This window comes from Burkholderia sp. Nafp2/4-1b (assembly GCF_003635165.1).
Lineage (GTDB): Bacteria > Pseudomonadota > Gammaproteobacteria > Burkholderiales > Burkholderiaceae > Burkholderia.
Window position 1 is genome coordinate 284,901 of record NZ_ML058616.1, and the last position, 24,419, is coordinate 309,319.

Below are 24,419 nucleotides of genomic sequence, written 5' to 3' on the forward strand. Positions count from 1 at the left end.
TTTTGAATGGAGCACGAATTGAGCGAAAGCATAGCATGCAACCCTGTGCCGAACCCGAAGGTTGCGCTGCGCAAAACGCTGTCCGGCGCGCGTCGCGACGCCGCGTCGCAACCCGCCGCGAACGCCGCGCTCGATGCGCGGCTGCGCGTGTTGCTCGACCGCCTCGCGCCCGCGACGGTCGGCTTCTACTGGCCGCTGCCGGGCGAATTCGACGCGCGCGACGCGGTGCTCGCGTGGGCCGCGGCCGGCGCCGGCCGCCGTGCCGCGCTGCCCGTGATCGGCGAGCGCCACACACCGCTCGAGTTTCATGCGTGGGATGCCGATACGCCGATGCGCGAAGGCCATCACCGGATTCCGGAACCGGCGTCGGGGGTCGTCGTCGTGCCCGACCTGTTGCTGATTCCGTGTGTGGGATTCGACCTGCAGCGCTACCGGCTGGGCTATGGCGGCGGCTATTACGACCGCACGCTCGCGGTATGGCCGGGCGACACGCTGCCGGTCACGGTCGGCATCGCGTATGAAGCGTGCCGCGTGGAGGCGCTGCCTGCCGAGGCGCACGATCTCGCGATGCAGTGGATCGTGACCGACGGCGCGCTTTATCCTTCAGCCCGATGACGCGGCGCGCGACGTCGCGTGAGCGGCATGCCGCGCGTCGCTGCGTTCAGCGTTCCGTCCGCAATTGTTTACAGCGAGGCTGCCGCGCGCGCGGCCGTGTCGTAGAGGCCCGATGCGTGGCGCAGCAATTGCGCCGCGTCGCCGATCTGCTCGTTGGTGAGGCCGCTGTCCTTCAGCGTCTCGATCAGGCAATGCTCGCGCACCTCCCGATACTTCAGGCACAGCTCGCGCCCCGCGTCGGTCGCGAAGAAGAACACTTCCTTGCCGCTCTTCTCGCTCTTCACATAGCCGCGGGCGATCAGTTTTTTCAGCGCATAGGTCGCGACGTGCGTATCCTCGATATTGAGCACGAAGCAGATGTCGGCGAGCTTCTTCTTGCGTTCGCGGTGGCTCACGTGATGCAGCAGCGAGACCTCGACCGCCGTCATGTCTTTCGCGCCCGCGGCCGACATGCAGCGCACCATCCATCGGTTGAATGCGTTGCCGGCCATGATGAGCCCGTATTCGAGCTCCGACAGCTCCGCGCTCGAGTCGGAAACGAGGTGTTCGGATGACACGATCTTGGTCGGAGGACGCTTCATGAAAAGGCGGCGCAAGCCGGATGTCAGGGTGTGCCGAGTGTACGACAGAAGCCTCTGCATGCGAGCTAGGCAAAAACGCTTATTGGGAAGTTGTCGATATTTTATTGACAATGTGCGCTAACATTGCCGTCCGAACCGTGCCAGTCCGATGACGCAACCCCGCATTTATCCGCTCGGCGATGCCGCCCTCGTCTGCGAGGTGCCGCCGCCCGCCACGCTCGATTGCCAGCGCCGCGTCTGGGCCGTCGCCGAGGCCGCGCGCGCGTGGCCCGACGTGATCGACGTCGTGCCGGGCATGAACAACCTGACGATCGTGTTCGACGCGCTCGCCACGACGGCCGACTCGCTCACGCCCGCGCTGCGCGACGCGTGGGAAACCGCCGACATCGAGCACGCGGACGGTCGCGAGATCGAGATTCCGGTCGAATACGGCGGGGCCGCCGGCCCCGACCTGGCGACCGTCGCCGCCCATACCGGGCTGTCGGCCGACGAAGTCGTCACGCGCCATGCGGCCGGCGCATACGTCGTGTTCTTCGTCGGCTTCCAGCCGGGCTTCGCGTATCTCGGCGGCCTCGACGCAGCGCTGCACACGCCGCGCCGCGCGGCGCCGCGCCTCGAAGTGCCGGCCGGCTCGGTCGGCATCGGCGGCGCGCAGACGGGCATCTATCCGGCCACGTCGCCGGGCGGCTGGCAGTTGATCGGCCGCACGTCGCAGGTGCTGTTCGATCCGACGCGCGCGCAGCCCACGCTGCTGCTGCCCGGCGACCGCGTACGCTTCACCATTGCCGGAGTCGCGACATGAGCCAGAACACCGCACCCGGCACGATCGAGGTCGTCCGCGCCGGCCCGTTGTCGACCGTGCAGGATCTCGGCCGCCGCGGCACGCGCCATCTCGGCGTCGCGCAAGGCGGCGCGCTCGACGGCCTCGCGCTCGAAGTCGGCAATCGCCTCGTCGGCAACCGCCCCGACGCGGCCGCCGTCGAAATCACGATCGGCCCGGCCGCGTTCCGCTTCACACGCGCGACGCGCATCGCGATCACCGGCACCGAATTCGGCGCGACGCTCGACGGCAAGCCCGTCTACTCGTGGTGGAGCCTGCCGGTCGACGCCGGCCAGACGCTCGTGCTGCCGGCCGCGAAGCGCGGGATGCGCGGCTATCTGTGCATCGCGGGCGGCATCGACGTGCTGCCGATGCTCGGCTCGCGCAGCACCGATCTCGCGTCGCGCTTCGGCGGCCTCGGCGGCCGCGCGCTGCGCGACGGCGATCGGCTCCCGGTCGGTGTGCCGCCGGCCGGCGCCGGCTGCCTCGCGGCCGATGCGCCCGAATTCGGCGTGAAGGCGCCCGCGTGGTGCGCGTTCGCGCGCGTCGACGAGCCGCCGCGCCGCCACCGGTCCGCGCATGCGCCGTGGGCGATGCCCGTGCGCGTGCTGCCGGGCCCCGACTACGCATCGTTCGCGGCCGATTCGCAGCAGGCGTTCTGGGATGAGGAATGGCTCGTCACCGCGAACAGCAACCGGATGGGCTATCGTCTCGCCGGCACCGAGCTCGCGCGCGAGCGGCCGGTCGAGTTGCTGTCGCACGCGGTGCTGCCCGGCACGATCCAGGTCCCGCCGAACGGCCAGCCGATCGTGCTGATGCACGACGCGCAGACCACCGGCGGCTATCCGAAGATCGGCACGGTGATCCGCGCGGATCTCTGGAAACTCGCACAGGCGCGGCTCAATCTGCCGATCCGCTTCGTGCGCACGACACGCGACGCCGCGCGCGACGCGCTGGTCGCGGAACGTGCGTATCTGCGGCAGATCGACGTCGCGATCGAGATGCGCGAGGAAACCCGCCGCCGCAAGGAATCGCGCGCGGCGTGACAATGGCGGAAGCACGACGAAGGACGAAGGACGCGCCACGCGATCAGTGGACGAGGACATCATGGAAATCGATCTGAATGCCGATCTCGGTGAAGGAAGCGGATCGGATGAGGCGCTGCTCGACCTCGTCACGTCGGCGAACATCGCGTGCGGCTGGCATGCAGGCGGCGCCAATGCGATGCGCGACTGCGTGCGCTGGGCCGTGCAGAAAGGCGTGTCGATCGGCGCGCATCCGAGCTTTCACGACCCGGAGAATTTCGGCCGCAAGGAAATGCAGTTGCCGGCCGGCGACATCTATGCGGGCGTGCTGTACCAGCTCGGCGCGCTGTCGGCGATCGCGCAAGCCGAAGGCGGCCGCATCGCGCACGTGAAGCCGCACGGCGCGCTGTACAACCAGGCCGCGCGCGATCCGATGATCGCCGACGCGGTGGTGTCCGCGATCCACGACTTCGATCCGTCGCTCGCCGTGTTCGGGCTCGCGAACAGCGTGTTCGTCGCCGCCGCGCGCAACGCGGGGCTCGCCGCGGTGGAAGAAGTGTTCGCCGATCGCGGCTACCGCGCGGACGGCTCGCTCGTGCCGCGCAGCCAGCCCGGCGCGCTGATCGACGATGAAGAGGCGGTGCTCGCGCGCACGCTCGACATGGTGCGCGAGCGGCGGGTGCGGGCGGTGAGCGGCGAATGGGTGCCGCTCAATGCGCAGACGGTCTGCCTGCACGGCGACGGCCCGCATGCACTCGCGTTCGCGAAGCGGATCCGCACGGCACTCGAAGCGGCCGGCGTCGATGTCGTCGCGCCCGGTGCGTTGCAGGCCGACGAAGGCGCATAACGGCGCAGTGCAGCGCATCGGCACAGCACGGCGCCGGCACCGGTAGAAAATCGCCGCCCCAAAAGAAAAAAGCGCCCTCGTGGCGCTTTTCTGTTGGCACAATCGCCGCGGTCTTCGCCGTCTGTCGATTCGCCCCCCGAAACCGTCTGTCGACGGTGACCGGTAAGATGCCCCGGTTCAAAAAACGTCCGCCGCCGCCCGATTACTGCTTCCCCCGGTCGGACAACGGAACGTCGCTTATCCGCAAGTCTGCCGCATGCATTTGTTGTGCCGACGATGTTTGGCCCCGCCGTGCATGCAGACACTCCGCGGCCGGCACGCAATTACGTGCCGGCTACGCTAACCCCGCGCTTTGTTTTCTGCTACCCCGTAGAACTTATCTATTCTTTTCATTTTTTAAACTTGTGGGATGAAGAATAGAGATTGGCAGAACGGGATGTCAATCGTTTTAAACGCTATTTCCTGACGATTCAAGGGTTTTCCTTATCGAAACGCATGGCTGCGCATGCGCATTTCAACGCGTGGGCAACGTCGATCAAACAGGGGAGGATCGGTGCATCGAAGCCGGCGCGATCAGTTCGCGTCGACCCGGTATCCTTGCTGGCGCAACAATTCGAGCACGCCGCGCGAGCCGCCCAAATGCAGCGCACCGATCGCGACGAACACCGGCCGGTTCGGCGCGGCGATTGCCGTCATCCGTGCAACGAAGCGCCGGTTGCGCTCGTACAGGATCTTGCGGTCGATCGACGCCGACAAGGCTTTCGAACGGGCCAGCCGCTCGCTCTTCGCGACCGCCCACGCAGCGATCGCATCGGCGTCGCCAATTTGCCACAGCCGGTGCAGCGACTTGATGTCATCCGCGTTCTGTGCCGGCGTCTGCACCATGTCCTGCGAGAGCATCTCGCGCTGCTCGGCGAGCGTGAGCCCGGTGAACGCGCGCATCTGCTCGGCGAGCGTCTCGAGCCCGATCACGCGGCCGCCCTTCTTCTTCAGGAACACGTTCTGCAGTTGCGCCTCGGTGCCGTACTCGGTCTGCAGGCCGGCCGACAGCGAGTCGTAGGTCTCGACGACCAGCGCCGCGAGCCACGGCCGCATCCGGCGGATCTCCGCGAGCGCGGCCGGGTTGCCGCGCAGGCGCGCGGCGAGCCGCTGCCACAGCGGCTCGGGCAGCAGGCGCTGCAGGCAAGGGTAGCGGCACACGCCGTACTTCGACACGTCGCCCTGCGATTCGAGCAGATCGTCCGGCGACAGCTCGAGCGCCAGGGTCGGCGACGCGGCGAGCGCCGCGAGGATCGGCGGCCGGAACGGCTGTACGGGCGGATAGTCGGACGGGTCGCCCGTGTGCAGCGTGCCGAGCACGTACAGCGTGACCTTGCCTTTGGTGGCGACGTAGAACGGCATGCGGGCGGGCTGCACGCGCACCGTGCCGCGCGCGACCGTGCCGTCCGACACCGACGGCACATGAAAACCCGGCAGGCTCACGCCGGGCCGCGGAACCTGCGACGGCCGGATCGGCGCACTCGCCGGCGCGCGCTCATCGGCACGCGCGGCGTCGACGGGGACCAGCACGCTGGCGGCCGCGCATGCACCGGCCAGCGCCGCGCCCGTGACCGTGCGCACGCTCCAGCGCCGTGCGTTGCGGCAGGCGCGCATCACGCGCGCACCGCCCTTCCCCGAACGGCGCACGCCAGACGCGCGCGCCGCCAAACCATCAGGCATTCGCCTCCCCCACCTCCTCGGCGCGATGGCAGGCCACACGGCGTCCGTCGACGTCGCGCAGCTGCGGTTCCTCGACGCGGCAGCGCTCGATCGCGTACGGGCAGCGCTGGTGAAACGAGCAGCCCGACGGCGGATTGAGCGGCGACGGCAGCTCGCCCTGCAGCTTGATCTGCACGCGGCGGTCTTCCTCGAAGATCGCCGGCGTCGCCGACATCAGCGCGCGTGTGTACGGATGGCGCGGTCGTGCGTAGATCGTCGCCTTGTCGCCGAGCTCCGCGACGCTGCCGAAGTACATCACCATCACGTCGTCCGCGACGTGCTCGACCACCGACAGGTTGTGCGAGATGAACACGTAGCTCGTGTTGAACTCTTCCTGGAGATCCATGAACAGGTTCAGGATCTGCGCCTGGATCGACACGTCGAGCGCGGACACCGGCTCGTCGGCCACGACGATCCGCGGATCGAGGATCATCGCGCGCGCGATCGCGACGCGCTGGCGCTGGCCGCCCGAGAACATGTGCGGATAGCGCTTCGCGTGCTCGGGCCGCAGGCCGACCGTACGCATGATCTGCGCGATGCGCGCCGCGCGCTCGGCGGCCGTCAGGTTCGTGTTGATCTCGAGCGGCTCGGAAAGCGTCTGCTCGACGGTCTTGCGCGGGTTCAGCGACGCGAACGGGTTCTGGAACACCATCTGCACGCGGCGGCGCAGGTCGGCGACCGTCTCGCGGTTCGCGCCGGCGACGTTCTTGCCGTCGATCATCAGGCTGCCCGCGGTGGGCGTCTCGATCATCGTCAGCTGGCGCGCGAGCGTCGATTTGCCGCAGCCCGACTCGCCGACGACGGCCAGCGTCTTGCCGCGCTTGAGCGTGAACGACACGCCGTTCAGCGCCTTCACGGTGCCCTGCCCGAACATCCCGCGCTTGACCGTGTAGTGCTTCGCGAGCTGGTCGGCGACCAGCACCGCATCCTCGTCGTCCGAAGCGGCACGGACTTCTTGATTTGCATTCATCGTGCGCCTCCCGTCAGGTCGAGATTGGAAACATTGAGCGGCTTGATGCAGCGCGCCCGCATCGCGTCGTTGCCCGGCTCGAGCGTGTCGAGCGCCGGACGCGCCTTGCGGCAATCGTCGACGACGTACTTGCAGCGCGGCGCGAACAGGCACCCGGACGGGCGATCATCGCGGCCCGGCACCATGCCCGGCAATGCGGCAAGGCGACGCGCACCCTGATTGTGCTCGGGAATCGCCGCCAGCAGCGCTTCGGTGTACGGATGATGCGGCGCACGGAAGATGTCCGGCACGCGATTGGTCTCGATGACCTCGCCCGCATACATCACCGCGACGCGCTGCGCGACTTCCGACACCACGGCCAGGTCGTGCGAGATCAGCACGAGCGCCATCCCGCGTTCCTTCTGCAGCTTCACGAGCAGATCCATGATCTGCGCCTGGATCGTCACGTCGAGCGCGGTGGTCGGCTCGTCGGCGATCAGGAGCTTCGGGTTGCACGCGACCGCCATCGCGATCATCACGCGCTGGTTCATGCCACCCGACATCTGGTGCGGGAACGCCGTGATGCGGTTCTTCGCATCCGGAATGCCGACCTGGTCGAGCAGTTCGAGCGCGCGCCGGTGCAGCGCGTCGCCGCGCAAGCCTTCGTGCAGCTTCAGCACCTCCTTGATCTGGTAGCCGACCGTGTAGCTCGGATTCAGGCTCGTCAGCGCGTCCTGGAACACCATCGCGATGTCCTTGCCGACGATCTTGCGGCGCGCCTTCGGCGACGCCTTCAGGAGATCCACGCCGTTGAACGTGACCTCGTCGGCCGTCACCTTGCCGGGCGCATCGATCAGGCCCATCAGCGCCATCATCGTCACGCTCTTGCCCGAGCCCGATTCGCCGACGACGCCCACCACTTCGCCCGGCGCGATCGACAGGTTGATCCGGTCGACCGCCGGCAGGCCGTTGAAGTTCACCGCCAGATTGCGGATGGTCAGAAGATTCTGTGTCATGTCATGCCATCCGTTTCAGCTTGGGATCGAGCGCGTCGCGCAGCCCGTCGCCGAGCAGGTTGATCGCGAGCACCGAAATCAGGATCGACAGGCCGGGCATCGTCACGATCCACCACGCGTTGTCGATGTAGTCGCGCGCGGACGCGAGCATCGCACCCCACTCGGCGGTCGGCGGTTGCACGCCGAGGCCGAGGAAGCCGAGCGCCGCGGCGTCGAGGATGGCCGACGAGAAGCCGAGCGTCGCCTGCACGATCAGCGGCGCCGTGCAGTTCGGCAGCACCTGCGAGAACATCAGGCGCAGCGTGCCGGCACCGGCCACGCGCGACGCCGTCACGTACTCCTTCTGCAGCTCGCCGAGCGCCGATGCGCGCGTGAGACGCACATAGGCCGGCAGCGCGACGATCGCGATAGCGAACATCGTGTTGACGAGGCCCGGGCCGATGATCGCGACGACCGCCACCGCGAGCAGCAGCGACGGCAGCGCGAGCAGCACGTCCATGATGCGCATCACGGGCGTGTCGGCCCACTTCTGGAAGAACGCGGCGACCAGCCCGAGCACGATGCCGGGGATCAGCGCGAGCACGACCGACACGAAGCCGATCCAGAACGACATCCGCGCGCCGAACATCAGTCGCGAAAGAATGTCGCGGCCCGCTTCGTCGGTGCCGAGAATGAATTTCCAGTTGCCGCCGGCGAGCCACGCGGGCGGGATCTTCACGAAGTCGCGATATTGCTCGACCGGGCTGTGCGGCGCGATCAGCGGCGCGAAGACCGCGACCAGGATCAGCACGAGCACGACGATACCGGCGCTCACCGCGCCGCGGTTGCGCGAGAAGTTGGCCCAGAACTCGCGCAGCGCGAGCGCACGGCCACCGGCCGGCGCGGATTCGCTCGGCAGGGTATTTTGCAGATTGCTCATGGAATTACCTCGTGTGGCGGATGCGCGGATTCAGCACGCCGTACAGCAGGTCGACGACCAGGTTCACGACGATCACGAGCGTCGCGATCAACAGGATGCCGCCCTGCACGACCGGATAGTCGCGGCGGCCGATCGCATCGATCAGCCACTTGCCGACACCGGGCCACGAAAAGAGCGTCTCGGTCAGCACGGCGCCCGCAAGCAGCGTGCCGATCTGCAGGCCGATCACGGTGACGACCGGGATCAGCGCATTGCGCAGCGCATGCACGACCACCACGCGCACGGGCGACAACCCCTTCGCGCGGGCGGTGCGGATGTAGTCCTCGCGCAGCACTTCGAGCATCGACGAACGCGTCATCCGCGCGATCACCGCGAGCGGGATCGTGCCGAGCACGATCGCGGGCAGGATCAGGTGGCTGACCGCCGACTTGAACGAGCCTTCGTCGGGCGCGAGCAGCGCGTCGATCAGCATGAAGCCCGTGGGATGCGGGAAGTCGTATTCGACCGCGATACGGCCCGACACGGGCGTCCAGCCGAGATACGACGAAAACACCATGATGAGGATCAGCCCCCACCAGAAGATCGGCATCGAGTAGCCGGTGAGCGCGGTGCCCATCACGCCGTGATCGACGACCGAGCCGCGCCGCAGCGCGGCGATCACGCCGGCCGGCAGGCCGACGGCGAGTGCGAACACGAGCGCGCACAGCGACAGTTCGACGGTCGCCGGGAAGCGCGCGAAGAATTCGCCCGCGACGCTGGTGTTCGTGATGATCGACATGCCGAGGTCGCCATGCAGCGCCCGGCCGATGTAGTGGATGTACTGCAGCGGCAGCGGCTGGTCGAGCCCGAGGCGTTTCATTGCCTCCGCATGCATCGCGGGATCGACACCGCGCTCGCCCATCATCACTTCGATGGGGTCGCCCGGTATCAGGTGAATCAGCGCAAACGCCAGGATGGTGATGCCGATGAAGGTCGGGATCACCATCCCCACGCGGCGCAACACGAATGTGAACATGATGCGTCTCGTATTTTCTCGTGGGAAATGTGCGACCGGCGACGGGAAGCTTTTGGCCTCCCGCCGCCGGATGAGTTAGCCGGTCTTCGTAGACAGCTTATACGGGCCGCATTACTTCACGCCGACACCGTCGAAGCGTGCATAGCCGAGCGGCTCGATGCGCATGTCGACCACGTTCTTGCGAACCGGCTGGTAGACCGTCGAGTTCGCGATCGGCGAGAACGGCAGCTGCTGCGCGAAGATCTGCTGAGCCTGCGTGTAGATCTTCGTGCGCGCGTCCTGGCCCGTCGTCGTGCGACCCTTCTGGATCAGCTCGTCGAACGGCTTGTAGCACCAGTGCGAGAAGTTGTTGCCCTTGATCGCTTCGCAGCCGAGCAGCGTGCCGAGCCAGTTGTCGGGGTCGCCGTTGTCGCCCGTCCAGCCGATCAGCATCGTGTCCTGCTCACCCGTGTGCGCGCGCTTGATGTACTCGCCCCACTCGTACGTGACGATCTTCGCCTTCACGCCGATCTTCGCCCAGTCGGCCTGGATCATCTCGGCCATCAGGCGGGCGTTCGGGTTGTACGCGCGCTGCACCGGCATCGCCCACAGCGTGATTTCGAAACCGTTCGGGAAGCCGGCCTTCTCGAGTAGCGCCTTCGCCTTCGCGGTGTCGTACGCCGGCATCTTCAGGTTCTTGTCGTACGACCATTGGGTCGGCGGCACCGGCGCGCTGGCGGCCTGGCCCGCGCCCTGATAGACGGATTCGAGAATCGCCTTCTTGTTGATCGCCATGTCGAGTGCCTGACGCACTTCGAGCTTGTCGACCGGCTTGTGCTCGACGTTGTACGCGAGGTAGCCGAGGTTGAAGCCCGGCTGCGACGGCATGTCGATGCCCGAGTCGGCCTTCAGCGTCGCGATGTCGGCCGGACGCGGATAGCTCATCACCTGGCACTCGTTGCGCTTGATCTTCTGCACGCGCACGCCCGGATCGGGCGTGATCGAGAAGATCAGCTTCGAGAGCTTCACGGCGCCCTTCTTCCAGTAATCAGGATTGCCGTCGAAACGGATCGTCGCGTCCTTCGTGTAGCTGCGGAAGATGAACGGGCCCGTGCCGACCGGCTTCTGGTTGATGTCGGCGGCCTTGCCGGCCTTCATCAGCTGATCGCCGTATTCGGCCGACAGGATCGACGCGAATTCCATCGCCATGTTCTGGATGAACGGCGCGTTCGGCTCGGACAGCGTGAACTTCACGGTGTACGGATCGACCTTCTCGATCTTCGTGATCAGCTTGTCGAGGCCCATGTCGGTGAAGTACGGGAACGACACCGGGTACGCCTTGCGGAACGCATTGTTCGGGTCGAGCATGCGCTCGAACGAGAACACGACGTCGTCCGCGTTGAATTCACGCGTCGGCTTGAAGAAGTCGGTCGTGTGGAACTTCACGCCATGCCGCAGATGGAACGTGTAGACCTTGCCGTCGGACGAGACGTCCCACTTTTCCGCGAGACCCGGCTCGACCTTCGTGCCGCCGCGCTCGAATTCGACGAGACGGTTGTAGACGGTGAACGTGGCGGCGGTGAAATCGACGCCGGTGGTGAATTGCGCGGAATCAAAACCCGCCGGGCTGCCTTCTGAGCAGTAGACGAGTGTTTTGTTCGGGATCTGTGCGAATGCAGAGCCCGCGACGCCGAGCGATGCCGCTGCCACGCCTGCAATGGCGGTAACACGCAGGGTGTGCAACAGACGGTTGTATTCCATGTTTCCTCCAGGTTTCCAGATCGGAACCGGTCCCCCAGGGGCCGGGTACGCGGATATTACTTGAGCTAGCGATTTTGCAACAAGCTGGAGAAAAAACTCTTCTAGACGCGGCCTACGCGGGTTTTTGCGGATGTCTTGTGCGCGCGAAAAGTGCCATTGCACGCGTTAGCGGCCGTTTCGCCAATCCCGCGCGTGTTTCCTTCGACAACTAAACAAAACGGGATGCGGATGCGCAAGGACGTCACGCCGTTTTTGGGGGCATACCGCGCATCGTTGCGGGTTTCGAAACGGTCCGATGCGCGCGCGGCAATTCGTCGTCAGGCCGGTGCGTCGAGATCCGCGTTGCGCGCGGGCACGAATGCGACCGCGACGATCGACAGCGCGATTCCCGCCATCACGTAATAGGTCGGCGCGAGCGGCGTGCCCGTCGCCTTGATCAGCCACGTGACGATGAACTGCCCGAAGCCGCCGAACAGCATCACCGCGACGTTGTACGCGATCGACAGCCCGGTCGAGCGCACGTTGGCCGGGAACAGCTCGGCGATCATCGCGCCGAACGGCCCGTAATAGCCGGCGAGCGTGATCGACAGCAGCGCCTGCACCGCGATCAGGCGCCCGATGCTCGGCGCCGCGTCGAGCCACGCGAAGAGCGGATACATCAGCGCGAACGTCAGCACGAGAGACCACAGCGACAGCCCCTTGCGACCGATGCGGTCCGACCATGCGCCCGCGATCGGCGACAGCACCATCAGCAGCAGGTTGCCGACGATCACCGCGTAGAACGATTCCGCATACGGCAGCTTCAGCTGCTTCACCGCGAAGGTCGGCAGGTAGCTGATCAGCACGTAGATCGTCACCGTCAGCGCGATCACCGAGCCGAGCCCGCACAGCACCTCGCGAGGATGGCGCGTGAACACTTCGCCGAGCGTCGCGCGGCGCGCGCTTTGCTGCGCGTGCAGGAACGCTTCGGAATCGGCGAGATGGCGGCGGATATAGAAACCGATCGGGCCGATCATGAGCCCGAGGACGAACGGCACGCGCCAGCCCCAGCTGCGCAGCGCGTCGGGCGACAGCCCGCGCGTGACGGCCGCGCCGACCAGCGCGCCGATCAGCAGCGCGCCCGCCTGGCTCGCCATCTGCCAGCTGCCGTAGAAGCCGCGTTTCGAGAACGGCGCGGCTTCGATCAGCAGCGCGGTCGAGCTGCCGAATTCGCCGCCCGCCGAGAAGCCCTGCAGCAGGCGGCCGAGCACGATCAGGATCGGGCCGCCGATGCCGATCGCCGCATAGGGCGGCGCGATCGCGAGCAGGAAGATGCCGACCGTCATCAGCAGGATCACGAGCGACAGCGCGGCCTTGCGGCCCGCGCGGTCCGCGTACAGCCCGAACACGATGCCGCCGATCGGGCGCATGAAGAACGCGACGCCGAACGTCGCGGTGGTCAGCAGCAGCGACGAATATTCACTGGTCGTCGGGAAGAACAGCTCGGCGATCACGACCGTCATGAAGCCGAACACCGTGAAGTCGTACCATTCGAGCGCATTGCCGATCACGGCGGCCGCGACTGCACGCCGGTTCAGTGCACGCTCGGGCCGGCTCGTTTTCGTTGAATTCGCAATCGTCGCCATGCGTGTCTCGTCCTCGTGGATTCGCCGTACCGGGCGGCGCGGCGCGTGACGGTGTCCCGCCGCGCTGGTGTGCAGCGAGTGTAGAAAGCGACGGAACCGTTTTCAAGCATAAAAAACGCCCGCCATCGTCCGATGGCGGGCGTTTTGCGGTTTTCGCCACAATGCGGCATCGCACGATGCCGCGCGGGCTCAACCCATCTTCGAGAATGCGCTGCACCAGCCCTTCGCCGACACCTGCTTGCCGGCGAACGCGGCGCACGGGCCCGAAGCCGAGCCCTTCTTGCCCTGGTACAGCATGCAGGCGGCGCAGTCCTGGCCCGCTGCGTACTTCGGATACTTCGTCTTGTCGACCTTGGTGGCATCGGCCTTGTAGCCGAGCGCCACGGCGGTCGGATCCGTCTCCGACAGCATCGGCGCGTCGGCCAGCGCTTCGCGCGACAGCGCCAGCGCGGACACGGCACCGATACTCGTAATCAGGAAACTCCGACGGGTTGCTTTCATGGGGGACTCGCTCCAACGTTATCGGTTTGAAAGCCGTTCTAGCGACGGCCGGTCAACAGAATAACCGCCAAGCGAATAAATGTGCGCGCCGAAATGCCGGAGATAAGGGATTTCACACGGGGTTCGGCCTTCGCTGCGCACGCGGCCCCCCGGATGCGGGCCACGTGCGTCACGCATCCGACGTCATGTCGCCGACGCGCTGCGCGAGCGCGAGCGACGCGGTGAGCCCCGGCGATTCGATGCCGAACAGATTCACGAGCCCGCGCACGCCGTGTTGCGCGGCGCCCTGCACGATGAAATCGGCCGGCGGCTCGCCGGGCCCTGCGAGCTTCGGCCGGATGCCCGCGTACGCAGGCTGCAGCGAGTCGTCCGGCAATTCCGGCCAGTACGCACGGATCGACGCGTAGAACGACTGCGCGCGCGCCGGGTCGACGTCGTAGCGCAGCGCGTCGATCCATTCGACGTCCGGGCCGAAGCGCGCCTGCCCGCTCAGGTCGAGCGTCAGGTGCACGCCGAGCCCCGCCCGGTCGGGCATCGGATAGACGAGGTGCGAGAACGGCACGCGGCCGGACAGGTTGAAGTAGTTGCCGCGCGCGAGATAGAGCGGCGGCACCCAGCGCGGGTCGAGGCCGCGCGTGCGGCGCGCGAGCGCCTGCGCGCCGAGGCCCGCGCTGTTGATCACGCACGCGGCCTCGATTTCGGCGGGCGCGTCGCCGCCGGTACACACGACGAAGCGGCCGCCGCGCAGCACGTCGATCGACTCGACCGGCGATTTCAGCGCGCACATCGCACCGTTGCGCTCGGCGTCGCCGAGCAGCGCGAGCATCAGCTGATGGCTGTCGACGATGCCGGTGCTCGGCGAGAACAGCGCCTCCACGCATTCGAGCGCGGGCTCGAGCCTCTGCGCCTCGCTACGCGTGAGCGGCATCAGGTCGAGCACGCCGTTTTCGGCCGCGCGCGCGGCGATCGCCTTCAGCTGCTTCACCTGCGCGGCGCTCGTCGCGACCAGCAGCTTGCCCACGCGCCGGTGCGGCACGTGGTGGGTGCCGCAGAACTCGTACAGCAGGTCGCGCCCGCGCACGCATGACATCGCCTTCAGCGAACCGCGCGGGTAGTAGAGCCCCGCATGGATCACCTCGCTGTTGCGCGAGCTCGTGGCCGTGCCGATCGCTTCGGCCGCCTCGAGCACGATCGTCTCGCGCCCGCGCGCGGCCAGTTCCCGCGCAATCGCCAGCCCGACGACACCCGCGCCGATCACCACACAATCCATCTGCTCCATGGCGTTTCGCGTCGCTTACGCATCGAGGGGAGAGAAAGGAATTGTACGTCCCGGTTCGCCCGCTTGCCGAACGCAAGTGTATCGGGTTGTATGCGTACGGCGCGCGGTACGGAGCGGCACGGAGCAGTGCGGTGCGCCCGGCCATACCGCGGCGCACCGCGCGCCGCCGGCTCAGAACCCGATCGGCCGGCGCTTCGCCGCGCCCTCGTCGGAGCGGATGTCGGACGGAGCGATCACGTCGCGGCCGTCGAGCCGCGCGGCGCCGAACGCATGCAGCAGCGCGCGACGCATCGTGCGCGGCGGCGTCGCGGCCAGCACGTCGAGCGCGTCGTCGTCGAGCGTCGTCGGGAAGCGCCGGCCCCACGCGTGCGACGTGCGGATCTCGTCGTAGATCGTCTGCGCGATCCGCCGCGCGCCGGCGGCATCCGGCGGCGCGATCTCGTACACGTTCATCCGGTTGAGCAGCGGCTCCGGAATCGCCTGCGCGTCGTTCGCGGTCGCGATCCAGATCACGTTGCCCGCGTCGATCGGCACCTCGGCGAATTCGTCGACGAACGCGCGCGCGGTGTCGTGCTCGAGCAGTGCGTACAGCGCGCCGAGCGGATCGTATTGCGCGTCGCTGCCGGCCTTGTCGATCTCGTCGACCGCGATCACCGGGTTCGCGTAGCTGCCGTTCACGAGCGCGTCGAACACCTTGCCGGGCTTCGCGTTCTTCCATTGCGACGACGCGCCCGACAGGATCCAGCCGGCCGTCAGCGAACTCATCGGCACGTAGTGATACGCAGTGCCGAGCAGCTGCGCGAGCGCCTTCGCGAAATGCGTCTTGCCGATGCCGGGCGGCCCGAGCAGCAGGATCGGCATCAGTTCGAGCCGGTCCTCCGTCTCGAGGCACAGCGCGACCTGCTTGCGCACGTCGTCGAGCGGCTCGGTGAAATTCGGCAACGCGTCGCCGAGCTCGTCGAACGACGGCATCCGGTTCGGCTTCACGCAAAAGCGCAGATTGCCGGTCTTGAGCATCCGCTCGTAGGTGGCGCGCAGTGCGTCGCTCGCGCTCTCGTTCAGATCGTTCAGTGCCGTCTCGACCTGCTCGAGGTCGTACACCATGCTGAAGGACGCCACCGCCAGTTCCTGTTTCACCATCGCCGTCGTCATACCAACCTCGCTGCTGCTGCCGTTACACGATCCGCACACCCATCAGACCCTTACGATTTTCAGTGTACCGATCCCGCATCGGTGCGCAAGCAAGCAGCCACCGCGGTGTGCTGCTAACACCGCACGCGCACTGCAAGCGTCGCCGCGTTCACGCGCTGTTTCGCTTGAAAACGCGCCGCGCGCACCTACCTTTCGATCAGGACCGGAACATGCTGCGAACCCGCGGCGACGCGTCCGGTCACATCACCATCCAAATCGATCGGGCGTAAGATGTGCGTCCGTTCCCCGCTACCCCGCGTTTCCGGAGAAGTTTCATGCTGAAACACGGCCTGGCCGTCCTGCTCGCGAGCGTCGCGCTCGCGGCCCATGCGCAGAGCCCCGCACCGGCCGGCGTCGCATGGGAAATCCAGGTGGTGCGCGACGGTCAGACGATCGACACGTTCCAGCAGCGCACCACGGTCGGACAAACCCGCACCGACACCCATCGCTATCCGTCCGCCGTGCCGGTCGGCTGCGGCAACGCCGCACGCGTCGTGCCGACCGAGCGCTCACGCTCGGTCACGGTCGCACCGCTGACCGTCGACGATGCCGCGCATGCGGTATCGCTCGCGCTCGACGTGCAGGAAACCCTCGACGACGAAACCGCGACGCGCGGCGATCCATGCCTGCCCGCGTCGCCGCGGCAGATCGTCGCGAGCCATCCGGGGCTGTCGGTCGGCAGCGATGCATGGACCGACTGGACGATCGTCGAGCAGCATCCGCATCTCGTCTACCGCGTGCGTGCGCACGTCGCAAAGGACTGACCGCCATGTCCGCCGACGCCCTGTCCTTGCCGTTCGCCGAACCGCACGCCGCGCCCGACGAAATCACCGCGGTCAGCTGGAACCTGCACAAGGGCCGCTCGCCGCTCGGCTTCACCGCGTGGAACGCGATGCGCAACTGGATGCAATCGACGCACGCGGACGTGTATTTTCTGCAGGAAGCGATGGCGCGCCGCATGCCGCGCCCGCTGCTCGCCGCCGGCTTCGGCGCGCCGATCGACGACACCGTCGACGACGTGTGGCACTGCCAGGCCACCGAGATCGCGCAAGCGCTCGACTGGCAGATCGCGCTCGGGCCGAACGTGTTCAAGCCGTCGTGGCGCCATGGCAATGCAATCCTGTCGCCACACCCGCTAGACCTCGGCGGCCGCTGGGACATCTCCGCGCACCGCTTCGAGCGGCGCGGGCTGCTGGTCGCGCGGGCGACGCTCGCCGGCGCGCGCCCCGTCACGCTGTTGTGCGCGCACCTTGCGCTCACGCGCGCCGCACGGCTGCGCCAGATGCACTGGATCGCGCACTGGATCGTGCGCAACGCAGGCGACGATCCGCTCGTGCTCGCCGGCGACTTCAACGACTGGCGCAACGATTCGGTCGCGCTGTTCGGCGAGATCGGGATGTCCGAGGTCGCGACGCTGCTCGGCCAGTCGGGCCGCACGTTCCCCGCGTTCTCGCCGGCGCTCGCGCTCGACAAGATGTTCGTGCGCGGCCTGACGCCGCTCGAATGGCAGGCGCCGTCCGGCGAAACCGCGTGGCTGTCGGATCACCTGCCGTACATCGCGCGGCTGCGCCTCGATCCGCAGCAGGCCGCCGCGCGGTGAGCGCACGGCACGGCGACCATCGCATGCGGCGCCCGCTCGCGCGCGGTGCGGCGCCGCGCTCGTCGGTCCCGGCGGTACGCGCACGTCGGCCGCTCAGTGAAAGCTCGTTGAAATAATTCGTTGCGCCAAATCCGCGCGGCGGCGCGGGTCAAGCCCGCATCTGCCCCAAGCAGGGTAAAATAACGAGTTCCTCAATCGTCTGTCATCGAGAAGGCGCGTGTCCGACGCGCCGGCCGGCCGATCCGCGATCGGGCCGACGCACTCGGTTTTTTGCCCGTTTTTGGGCCCGTTACACGCGTTCACTACGCGCGTCCGTTTTCAAAGCCATGAGCAAATACGACACCGCCACCGTCCAATCCGTCCACCACTGGACCGACACGCTGTTCAGCTTCACCTGCACCCGTGAACCGAGCCTGCGCTTCAACAACGGCGAATTCACGATGGTCGGCCTCGAGGTCGACGGCAAGCCGCTCGCGCGCGCCTACTCGATCGTCAGCCCGAACTACGAAGAGCACCTCGAATTCTTCAGCATCAAGGTTCAGAACGGCCCGCTGACGTCGCGCCTGCAGCACCTGAAGGTGGGCGACTCGGTGCTGATCGGCAAGAAGCCGACCGGCACGCTGGTCGCCGACAACCTGCTGCCCGGCAAGACGCTGTGGATGCTGTCGACCGGCACCGGCCTCGCGCCGTTCATGTCGATCATCCGCGACCCGGACATCTACGAACGCTTCGACAAGGTCATCCTGACGCACACCTGCCGCCTGAAGGGCGAGCTCGCGTACATGGACTACATCAAGCACGACCTGCCGGGCCACGAATACCTCGGCGACATCATCAAGGAAAAGCTCGTCTACTACCCGACGGTCACGCGCGAAGCGTTCGACAACGAGGGCCGGATCACCGACCTGATCGCGACGGGCAAGCTGTTCACCGACCTCGGCGTGCCGGCGTTCTCGCCGGAAAACGACCGCGTGATGCTGTGCGGCAGCACCGCGATGCTGAAGGACACGACCGAGCTGCTGAAGCAGGCCGGGCTGGTCGAAGGCAAGAACAGCGCACCGGGTCACTACGTGATCGAGCGCGCGTTCGTGGACTGATCGATCCCCGAATTTGTCCCGCGTCAAGAACCGGAGCGAAAGCTCCGGTTTTTTTTCGTCCCTACTTGGCGAATTCGTAACAAACGGCGACCATGTCATCTCAAATAGTTACATTTGGATACGGGCGCCCCAAGTATTTTCGTGTCGGTGTTTTTCCTACAACATCTTCGATCCGATTATTCACATTTACCCTTAAATGCACGCCCAGCATGACTTTTTCCAAATTTTTGAGATATGATTCGCCCCGCGTGGTCGCCGATCCGGCGACCATTGGAGGGTCGGACACAAACGTTACAAGATGTAACTTTTGTTACCTCGACATGAGGCGATTCTCTGGCGGCGGCCTTCATCGAAACAGCGGCCGCTCCACAGAGCCAGCCGGTGTCTGAACCGCTTTCTGACAGCAGGGAGAGTCATGGATACGTCGCTCAACGCGCCCCCGGGCGCCCACGCCCCGTTCCCGTCGCGGCAGCTCGTGCACAGCTGCGCCGCGTCTGCACCGATGGCCGACGCCCTGCCCAAACGCGACGCATCCGCTGCCCGGATCGCGGCGCTGTCCACTGAATTGATGGTCGCCGACGAAGCGGCCCGCCGCCATCTGGCCGGCGAGCTGCATGACGGGCTCGGCGCCGAACTCACCGCCGCACGTTTCGCGCTCGCAAACGTTCAAACCTGGTTGCCGGCCGACGCGCCGGAGGGCTGCCTGCGGGCAATCGAGCTCGCGCAGCTGGCGCTCGACGCCGCGACCGACGCGAACCGCCGGCTGATCGACGAGCGCGACACGCCGGCGCTCGACGGCGGCGTCGTTGGCGCGCTGTCGTCGTGGGTCGACAGCCATGCGGCCCGCACCGGCCTGCGCACGAGCTTCGTCTGCGCGGCCGACGCACGGCTCACGCAACTGGCCGGCGCCAGCGCGCTCGCGGTCTTCCGCGTCGCGCAGGAGGCGCTGTCGAACGTCGCGAAGCATGCGCGCGCGACGTCCGTCGACGTGCGGATCGACACGGACGGCTCGCATCTGTCCGTGATCGTCGCCGACGATGGGACCGGTTTCTCGCGCAGCCGGCGCGCGGGCTACGGCCTCGCCGGCATGCGCGCGCGCTGCGAGGCGTTCGGCGGCAGCTTCGACGCGAGCGCGCCGGCATCGGGCCGCGGCACGCGCGTCGTCGCGCGCTTTGCGTGGGATTCGCTGTTTGCGGTGCCGGCCGCCGCGCGCCGCGCGTCGCATTCGTGAGGTCGTCATGAGCCTGAACATCCTGCTCGTGGACGATCACGCGATCGTCCGGCAAGGGATCCGCCACCTGCTGATCGACCGCTGCGTCGCGCGCGAAGTGACCGAAGCCGAGACCGGCGCCGACGCGGTGGCCGCCGTCGACCGCCAGACCTTCGACGTGATCCTGCTCGACATCTCGCTGCCGGACACGAACGGCATCGAGCTGCTCAAGCGCATCAAGCGCAAGCTGCCCGCGACGCCGGTGCTGATGTTCTCGATGTACCGCGAGGACCAGTACGCGGTGCGCGCGCTGAAGGCCGGCGCGGCCGGCTACCTGTCGAAGACGGTGAACGCCGCGCAGATGATCGGCGCGATCCAGCAGGTCGCGGCCGGCCGCAAGTACGTGAGCCCGGCGATGGCCGAGGCGCTCGCCGAATACGTATCGTTCGAGAACGAACCGCTGCCGCACGAGAAGCTGTCCGACCGCGAATACCAGACGCTCTGCATGCTCGCGTCGGGCAAGCGCCTGACCGATATCGCGAACACGCTGTCGCTGTCGGTGAAGACGGTCAGCGTGTACCGGTCGCGCCTGCTCGAGAAGATGCGGCTGTCGAACAACGCCGAGCTGACGTTCTACGTGATGAGCAACCGGCTCGTCGACATGGCGCCCGCGTCGGGCGCCTGACGCGCGCGAATCCGCCGGAATCGCGCGCTGCGCCCGCCGGCCGCCGCCCGGCCGCGCGCAAGCGCTTGTTTTACCTGACGATTCCGCGGCGCACCGCTGCGCCGCAGCGGGTCTTCCGAGCCAAATCAGCTAAAATTGCGGGTTTTCACTCACTCGGCGGCGCTGCACTCGCGCGCGCCGGAGACTTCATCCGCAATGTCCCTCTTCCGCAAGAAAAACGTCGATCGCATGATCGCCGGTGCGCATGGCGCCGGGCTCAAGAAAGCGCTCGGCGCAATCGACCTCACCTTCCTCGGCATCGGCGCGATCATCGGCACCGGTATCTTCGTGCTGACCGGCACGGGCGCCGTGCAGGCCGGCCCGGCGCTGATGCTCTCGTTCGTGATCGCCGCGATCGCGTGCGGCCTGGCCGCGCTGTCGTACGCCGAGTTCGCGTCGACGATTCCGGTCGCGGGCTCGATCTATACGTATTCGTACGCGACGCTCGGCGAGCTCGTCGCGTGGATCATCGGCTGGGACCTGATGCTCGAGTACGGCCTCGCGTCGTCGGCCGTGTCGGTCGGCTGGTCGGGCTACCTGCAGTCGCTGCTGCAGGGCTTCGGACTCACGCTGCCGACGGTGCTAACCGCCGCGCCCGGCGCGATTCCGGGCGTCACCACGCTGTTCAACCTGCCCGCGTTCCTCGTGATGCTGGTGATCACGACGCTGCTGTCGATCGGCATCCGCGAGTCGACCCGCATCAACAACATCATGGTGTTCATCAAGGTGTCGGTGGTGCTGCTCGTGATCGCGGTCGGTGTGTTCCACGTCACGCCGGCGAACTGGAAGCCGTTCATGCCGCACGGCTGGAACGGCGTGTTTGGAGCTGCGGCCGTGATGTTCTTCGCGTTCATCGGCTTCGATGCGGTGTCGTCGGCGGCCGAGGAAGTGAAGAATCCGAAGCGCGACCTGCCGATCGGCATCATCGCGTCGCTCGCGGTGTGCGCGGTGCTGTACGTGACGGTCGCGGCAGTTGCGACCGGCATCGTGCCGGCGGCCCAGTACGCGAACGTGTCGCATCCGATCTCGTATGCGCTGCAGATCGCCGGCGAGAAGTGGGTCGCGGGCTTTATCGATCTCGGCGCGGTGCTCGGCATGCTGACCGTGATCCTCGTGATGAGCTACGGCCAGACGCGCATCATCTTCGCGATGTCGCGCGACGGGCTGCTGCCAGCCGCGCTGTCGCGCGTGCATCCGCGCTACGCGACGCCGTTCCTGACGACCTGGCTCGTCGGCCTTTTCTTCGGGCTGATCGCCGCGCTCGTGCCGCTCAACGTGCTCGCCGAGCTGATCAACATCGGCACGCTCGCCGCGTTTTCGATGGTGTCGATCGCCGTGCTGGTGCTGCGCCGCACGCACCCCGAACTGCCGCGCGCGTTCCGTTGCCCGGGCGTGCCGGTGGTACCGATCCTCGCGGTCGGCGCGTGCCTGTTCCTGATGCTGAACCTGCAGCCCGTCACGTGGGCCGCGTTCGGCATCTGGCTCGTGATCGGCCTCGTGATCTATTTCCTGTACTCGCGGCGCCACTCGAAGCTCGCCCACGGTCGGCACGACGCGCACTGACCCGCATTGCCGCGCGCCCATGCCGCGCGGCGATGCGCTGCCGCACCGGGTCATGAGGCCCGTGCGGCTCGCTCCCTCCCCTCGCCGAACCCTCCGCCGCCGGGCATGCCCGGCGCGCCGTACCCGCGCGCCGGAGGCCCGATGCCCGATGCCCGGTGCCCGGCCAGGCCCGGCCCGGTCCGTGTCCGTGTCCGTGCCCGTGCCAAATGCCCGTGCCATGCCCGATGCCCGATCGTCGCGAAGTCTTGCCTGATCGTCCGGATTTGCGCATACGCCCCGCACGCTGCCTGCACGCGTGCGCCGGCCGGTTCATAATCGCGCCATCGAACGATGGTCCGCTCCGGCGGCCCTCCGGCAACAGGAATCCATGATGGAAAGCGTCGATCTCGATGTACTGAAATCCAGCGCGCGCTGGCTCGACGAAGGGCGCCGCGTGCTGCTCGTGACGGTCGTGAAGACGTGGGGCTCGTCGCCGCGCCCCGAGGGCGCGATGCTCGCGGTGCGCGAAGACGGGCTGGTGGTCGGCTCCGTGTCCGGCGGCTGCATCGAGGACGACCTGATCGCCCGCGTGCATGCGAGCGGGATCGCGGCCGAAGCGCGCCCGGAAGCCGTCAAGTACGGCGTGACGGCCGAGGAAGCGCACCGCTTCGGGCTGCCCTGCGGCGGCACGATTCAGCTCGTGCTGGAGCCGCTCACGCGCGACAGCGGGATCGCCGCGCTCTGTGCGGAAGTCGAAGCCGGCCGGCTCGTCACGCGCACGATGACGCTCGCGACCGGCCGCGCGTCGCTGTCGCCCGCGCAGGCGACCGACGGGCTCGCGTTCGACGGCGAACGGCTCGTGACGATCCATGGGCCGCGCTACCGGATGCTCGTGATCGGCGCGGGTCAATTGTCGCGCTATCTGTGCCAGATCGCGGTCGGGCTCGACTACCAGGTGACGGTCTGCGATCCGCGCGAAGAGTACACGGATGCGTGGGACGTGCCGGGCACGCGCGTCGTGCACACGATGCCCGACGACACGGTGCTCGACATGAAGCTCGATGCCCGTTCGGCCGTAATCGCGCTCACGCACGACCCGAAGCTCGACGATCTCGCGCTGATGGAAGCGTTGAAGACACCCGCGTTCTACGTCGGGGCGCTGGGGTCGCGGCGCAACAACGCCGCGCGGCGCGAGCGGCTGCTCGAATTCGACCTGACGGACGCGGAACTGGCCCGGCTGCACGGGCCGGCCGGTATCTACATCGGCAGCCGCACGCCGCCGGAAATCGCGATCTCGATCCTGGCCGAGGTCACGGCCGCGAAGAACAACGTGTCGCTGCCGACGATCCTGCAGGTCGAGGGCGCGAAGGCCGCGCGCGAGATCGCGGCGAACAACGGCGCGACCTGCGGGCTTTGAGGCTTTGAGGCTTTGAGGCTTTGAGGCTTTGAGACTCTGGGGCTCTGAGGCTCTGACGCTCTGAAGCCCTGAGACAGCCCCTCTCCGGCGCACGGCCGCGCCGGATCATCATCACGCGCCGCCGGCGGTTAAGCCGGCGCGCACCGGGCGAAACCTCAGGCGAGGCCCGCCGCGAGCGCCGCGGCGACCGAGCCGGCCACCAGCACCACGCCCACCGTGCGGCGCTTGTTTAGTTCCGTCCACAGCAGCACGCCCGTCAGCGACAACAGGATCAGCGAACCCGCGATCGTGTCCATCAGCAGCACCCAGCCAAGACTCATCCCTACACCGCGATGCAGATTGTTCAAGGTCGTCAGGAACGTGTTGCCGGTGCGCTTCACCGATACGTAGCCGTTGCCGACCCAGTACTCGGCCTGCAGGTTCTGGTGCGGACCGAACAGGCCCATCTGCCAGTGCTCGGGCTGCATCACGCGCTTGTCGCCCCACGCGACCGGCTGCGCCGGCTCCTTGCGCACGCGGCCCGGCCGGCCGTCGAAATGCAATTCCTGCTGCAGCCACTTCGTCATCGCGGCCGGCGACTTCGGCATCGGGTCCGGCAGTGCGATCTGCATCTGCTCGACCTGCGGTTCGCCGGTCGAGATCTTCAGCGGCGGCGCGCGGTGGTTGAGCAGCACGCCGGTCACACCGAACAGCAGCCCGAGCACCGCACCCCATAGCCCGACCCAGCCGTGCACCTTGCGCAGCCATTTGATGAAGGTCGCGCGGCGCGAGCGCTGGCGGCGCGCCGCCCGTTCGGCGTCGCTCAGGGGACGTGCGGCCGGATGCAGCACGGTGATGCCGGCGGGCGGCATGCCCGCCTGCGGCGGGGCGATCGTTTCGGGCGCGTTCACGCGAGAGTATCCATTCGTTCAAAGCAACGGGCGGCGCACGGAAAACATGCGCCGCCCG

Annotated in this window: 23 protein-coding genes; 11 read left to right on the forward strand and 12 right to left on the reverse strand. The window is 67.3% G+C overall.

Annotation, left to right across the window (positions count from 1 at the left end; all coding sequences use genetic code 11):
• Window positions 1–6: 6 nt before the first annotated feature.
• Complete coding sequence (locus tag C7H84_RS24530) at window positions 7–615, forward strand: 5-formyltetrahydrofolate cyclo-ligase (RefSeq protein ID WP_121861189.1); 609 nt, start codon at window positions 7–9, stop codon at window positions 613–615.
• A 68-nt stretch (window positions 616–683) separates the two neighbouring features.
• Here C7H84_RS24530 and C7H84_RS24535 read toward each other — a convergent pair whose 3' ends face one another.
• On the reverse strand, window positions 684–1,196 hold the full coding sequence (locus C7H84_RS24535) for a winged helix DNA-binding protein (RefSeq protein WP_121861190.1): 513 nt from the start codon (window positions 1,194–1,196) through the stop codon (window positions 684–686).
• A 148-nt stretch (window positions 1,197–1,344) separates the two neighbouring features.
• On the opposite strand from C7H84_RS24535, the gene pxpB reads away from it, so the two are divergent.
• The 3 genes from pxpB to pxpA all read left to right on the forward strand — a co-directional run bounded on the left by pxpB (window position 1,345) and on the right by pxpA (window position 3,888).
• Window positions 1,345–1,998 carry a 5-oxoprolinase subunit PxpB gene (gene pxpB, locus C7H84_RS24540; RefSeq protein WP_121861191.1) on the forward strand — a complete coding sequence of 218 codons (654 nt, stop codon included), beginning with the start codon at window positions 1,345–1,347 and terminating at the stop codon, window positions 1,996–1,998.
• Window positions 1,995–3,062 carry a biotin-dependent carboxyltransferase family protein gene (locus tag C7H84_RS24545; protein WP_121861192.1) on the forward strand — a complete coding sequence of 356 codons (1,068 nt, stop codon included), beginning with the start codon at window positions 1,995–1,997 and terminating at the stop codon, window positions 3,060–3,062. The genes pxpB and C7H84_RS24545 overlap by 4 nt, the downstream gene beginning before the upstream one ends.
• Before the next feature lie 61 nt (window positions 3,063–3,123).
• On the forward strand, window positions 3,124–3,888 hold the full coding sequence (pxpA, locus tag C7H84_RS24550; RefSeq protein WP_121861193.1) for a 5-oxoprolinase subunit PxpA: 765 nt from the start codon (window positions 3,124–3,126) through the stop codon (window positions 3,886–3,888).
• A 573-nt stretch (window positions 3,889–4,461) separates the two neighbouring features.
• On the opposite strand, the gene C7H84_RS24555 is transcribed toward pxpA, so the two are convergent.
• The 10 genes from C7H84_RS24555 to C7H84_RS24600 all read right to left on the reverse strand — a co-directional run bounded on the left by C7H84_RS24555 (window position 4,462) and on the right by C7H84_RS24600 (window position 15,842).
• Window positions 4,462–5,607: a TraB/GumN family protein gene (locus tag C7H84_RS24555; protein ID WP_121861194.1), complete on the reverse strand. Its 1,146-nt coding sequence runs from the start codon at window positions 5,605–5,607 to the stop codon at window positions 4,462–4,464.
• Entirely contained in the window at window positions 5,600–6,616 is a 1,017-nt protein-coding gene (locus C7H84_RS24560) for a peptide ABC transporter ATP-binding protein (protein WP_121861195.1), read from the reverse strand. The genes C7H84_RS24555 and C7H84_RS24560 overlap by 8 nt, the downstream gene beginning before the upstream one ends.
• The gene (locus C7H84_RS24565; RefSeq protein WP_121861196.1) at window positions 6,613–7,611 is read right to left on the reverse strand and encodes an ABC transporter ATP-binding protein; all 999 of its coding nucleotides are present in this window, start codon (window positions 7,609–7,611) and stop codon (window positions 6,613–6,615) included. Before C7H84_RS24565 ends, C7H84_RS24560 begins: the two co-directional genes overlap by 4 nt.
• Window position 7,612: 1 nt before the next feature.
• A complete protein-coding gene (locus C7H84_RS24570; protein ID WP_121861197.1) occupies window positions 7,613–8,530 on the reverse strand; it encodes an ABC transporter permease subunit in 918 nt (305 codons plus the stop codon).
• Between the two features lie 4 nt (window positions 8,531–8,534).
• The gene (locus tag C7H84_RS24575; protein ID WP_121861198.1) at window positions 8,535–9,545 is read right to left on the reverse strand and encodes an ABC transporter permease subunit; all 1,011 of its coding nucleotides are present in this window, start codon (window positions 9,543–9,545) and stop codon (window positions 8,535–8,537) included.
• A gap of 111 nt (window positions 9,546–9,656) precedes the next feature.
• Complete coding sequence (locus C7H84_RS24580) at window positions 9,657–11,285, reverse strand: ABC transporter substrate-binding protein (protein WP_121861199.1); 1,629 nt, start codon at window positions 11,283–11,285, stop codon at window positions 9,657–9,659.
• A 317-nt stretch (window positions 11,286–11,602) separates the two neighbouring features.
• Window positions 11,603–12,910, reverse strand: coding sequence for an MFS transporter (locus C7H84_RS24585; RefSeq protein ID WP_121861200.1), 1,308 nt, complete (start codon window positions 12,908–12,910; stop codon window positions 11,603–11,605).
• 189 nt (window positions 12,911–13,099) lie between these two features.
• Window positions 13,100–13,411: a high-potential iron-sulfur protein gene (locus C7H84_RS24590; RefSeq protein WP_121861201.1), complete on the reverse strand. Its 312-nt coding sequence runs from the start codon at window positions 13,409–13,411 to the stop codon at window positions 13,100–13,102.
• A gap of 169 nt (window positions 13,412–13,580) precedes the next feature.
• The gene (locus C7H84_RS24595) at window positions 13,581–14,690 is read right to left on the reverse strand and encodes an NAD(P)/FAD-dependent oxidoreductase (protein WP_121861202.1); all 1,110 of its coding nucleotides are present in this window, start codon (window positions 14,688–14,690) and stop codon (window positions 13,581–13,583) included.
• Between the two features lie 171 nt (window positions 14,691–14,861).
• Window positions 14,862–15,842, reverse strand: coding sequence for an AAA family ATPase (locus tag C7H84_RS24600; protein ID WP_121861203.1), 981 nt, complete (start codon window positions 15,840–15,842; stop codon window positions 14,862–14,864).
• 314 nt (window positions 15,843–16,156) lie between these two features.
• Between C7H84_RS24600 and C7H84_RS24605 the strand changes: the two genes are divergently transcribed.
• The 7 genes from C7H84_RS24605 (at window position 16,157) to C7H84_RS24635 (ending at window position 23,471) form a co-directional block, all read left to right on the forward strand.
• Window positions 16,157–16,645: a hypothetical protein gene (locus C7H84_RS24605; protein ID WP_121861204.1), complete on the forward strand. Its 489-nt coding sequence runs from the start codon at window positions 16,157–16,159 to the stop codon at window positions 16,643–16,645.
• A gap of 5 nt (window positions 16,646–16,650) precedes the next feature.
• The gene (locus tag C7H84_RS24610) at window positions 16,651–17,481 is read left to right on the forward strand and encodes an endonuclease/exonuclease/phosphatase family protein (RefSeq protein ID WP_121861205.1); all 831 of its coding nucleotides are present in this window, start codon (window positions 16,651–16,653) and stop codon (window positions 17,479–17,481) included.
• Between the two features lie 326 nt (window positions 17,482–17,807).
• The gene (locus C7H84_RS24615; RefSeq protein WP_121861206.1) at window positions 17,808–18,578 is read left to right on the forward strand and encodes a ferredoxin--NADP reductase; all 771 of its coding nucleotides are present in this window, start codon (window positions 17,808–17,810) and stop codon (window positions 18,576–18,578) included.
• A 415-nt stretch (window positions 18,579–18,993) separates the two neighbouring features.
• Window positions 18,994–19,809 (forward strand): quorum system sensor histidine kinase RqpS, encoded by an 816-nt coding sequence (gene rqpS, locus C7H84_RS24620; protein WP_121861207.1) that lies wholly within the window; start codon window positions 18,994–18,996, stop codon window positions 19,807–19,809.
• Window positions 19,810–19,816: 7 nt separating this feature from the next.
• Window positions 19,817–20,473 (forward strand): response regulator transcription factor RqpR, encoded by a 657-nt coding sequence (rqpR, locus tag C7H84_RS24625; RefSeq protein ID WP_121861345.1) that lies wholly within the window; start codon window positions 19,817–19,819, stop codon window positions 20,471–20,473.
• Between the two features lie 195 nt (window positions 20,474–20,668).
• Entirely contained in the window at window positions 20,669–22,075 is a 1,407-nt protein-coding gene (locus C7H84_RS24630) for an amino acid permease (protein ID WP_121861208.1), read from the forward strand.
• A 370-nt stretch (window positions 22,076–22,445) separates the two neighbouring features.
• The gene (locus C7H84_RS24635; RefSeq protein WP_121861209.1) at window positions 22,446–23,471 is read left to right on the forward strand and encodes an XdhC family protein; all 1,026 of its coding nucleotides are present in this window, start codon (window positions 22,446–22,448) and stop codon (window positions 23,469–23,471) included.
• 155 nt (window positions 23,472–23,626) lie between these two features.
• Here C7H84_RS24635 and C7H84_RS24640 read toward each other — a convergent pair whose 3' ends face one another.
• The gene (locus C7H84_RS24640; protein WP_162999353.1) at window positions 23,627–24,361 is read right to left on the reverse strand and encodes a PepSY-associated TM helix domain-containing protein; all 735 of its coding nucleotides are present in this window, start codon (window positions 24,359–24,361) and stop codon (window positions 23,627–23,629) included.
• Between the last annotated feature and the right edge of the window lie 58 nt (window positions 24,362–24,419).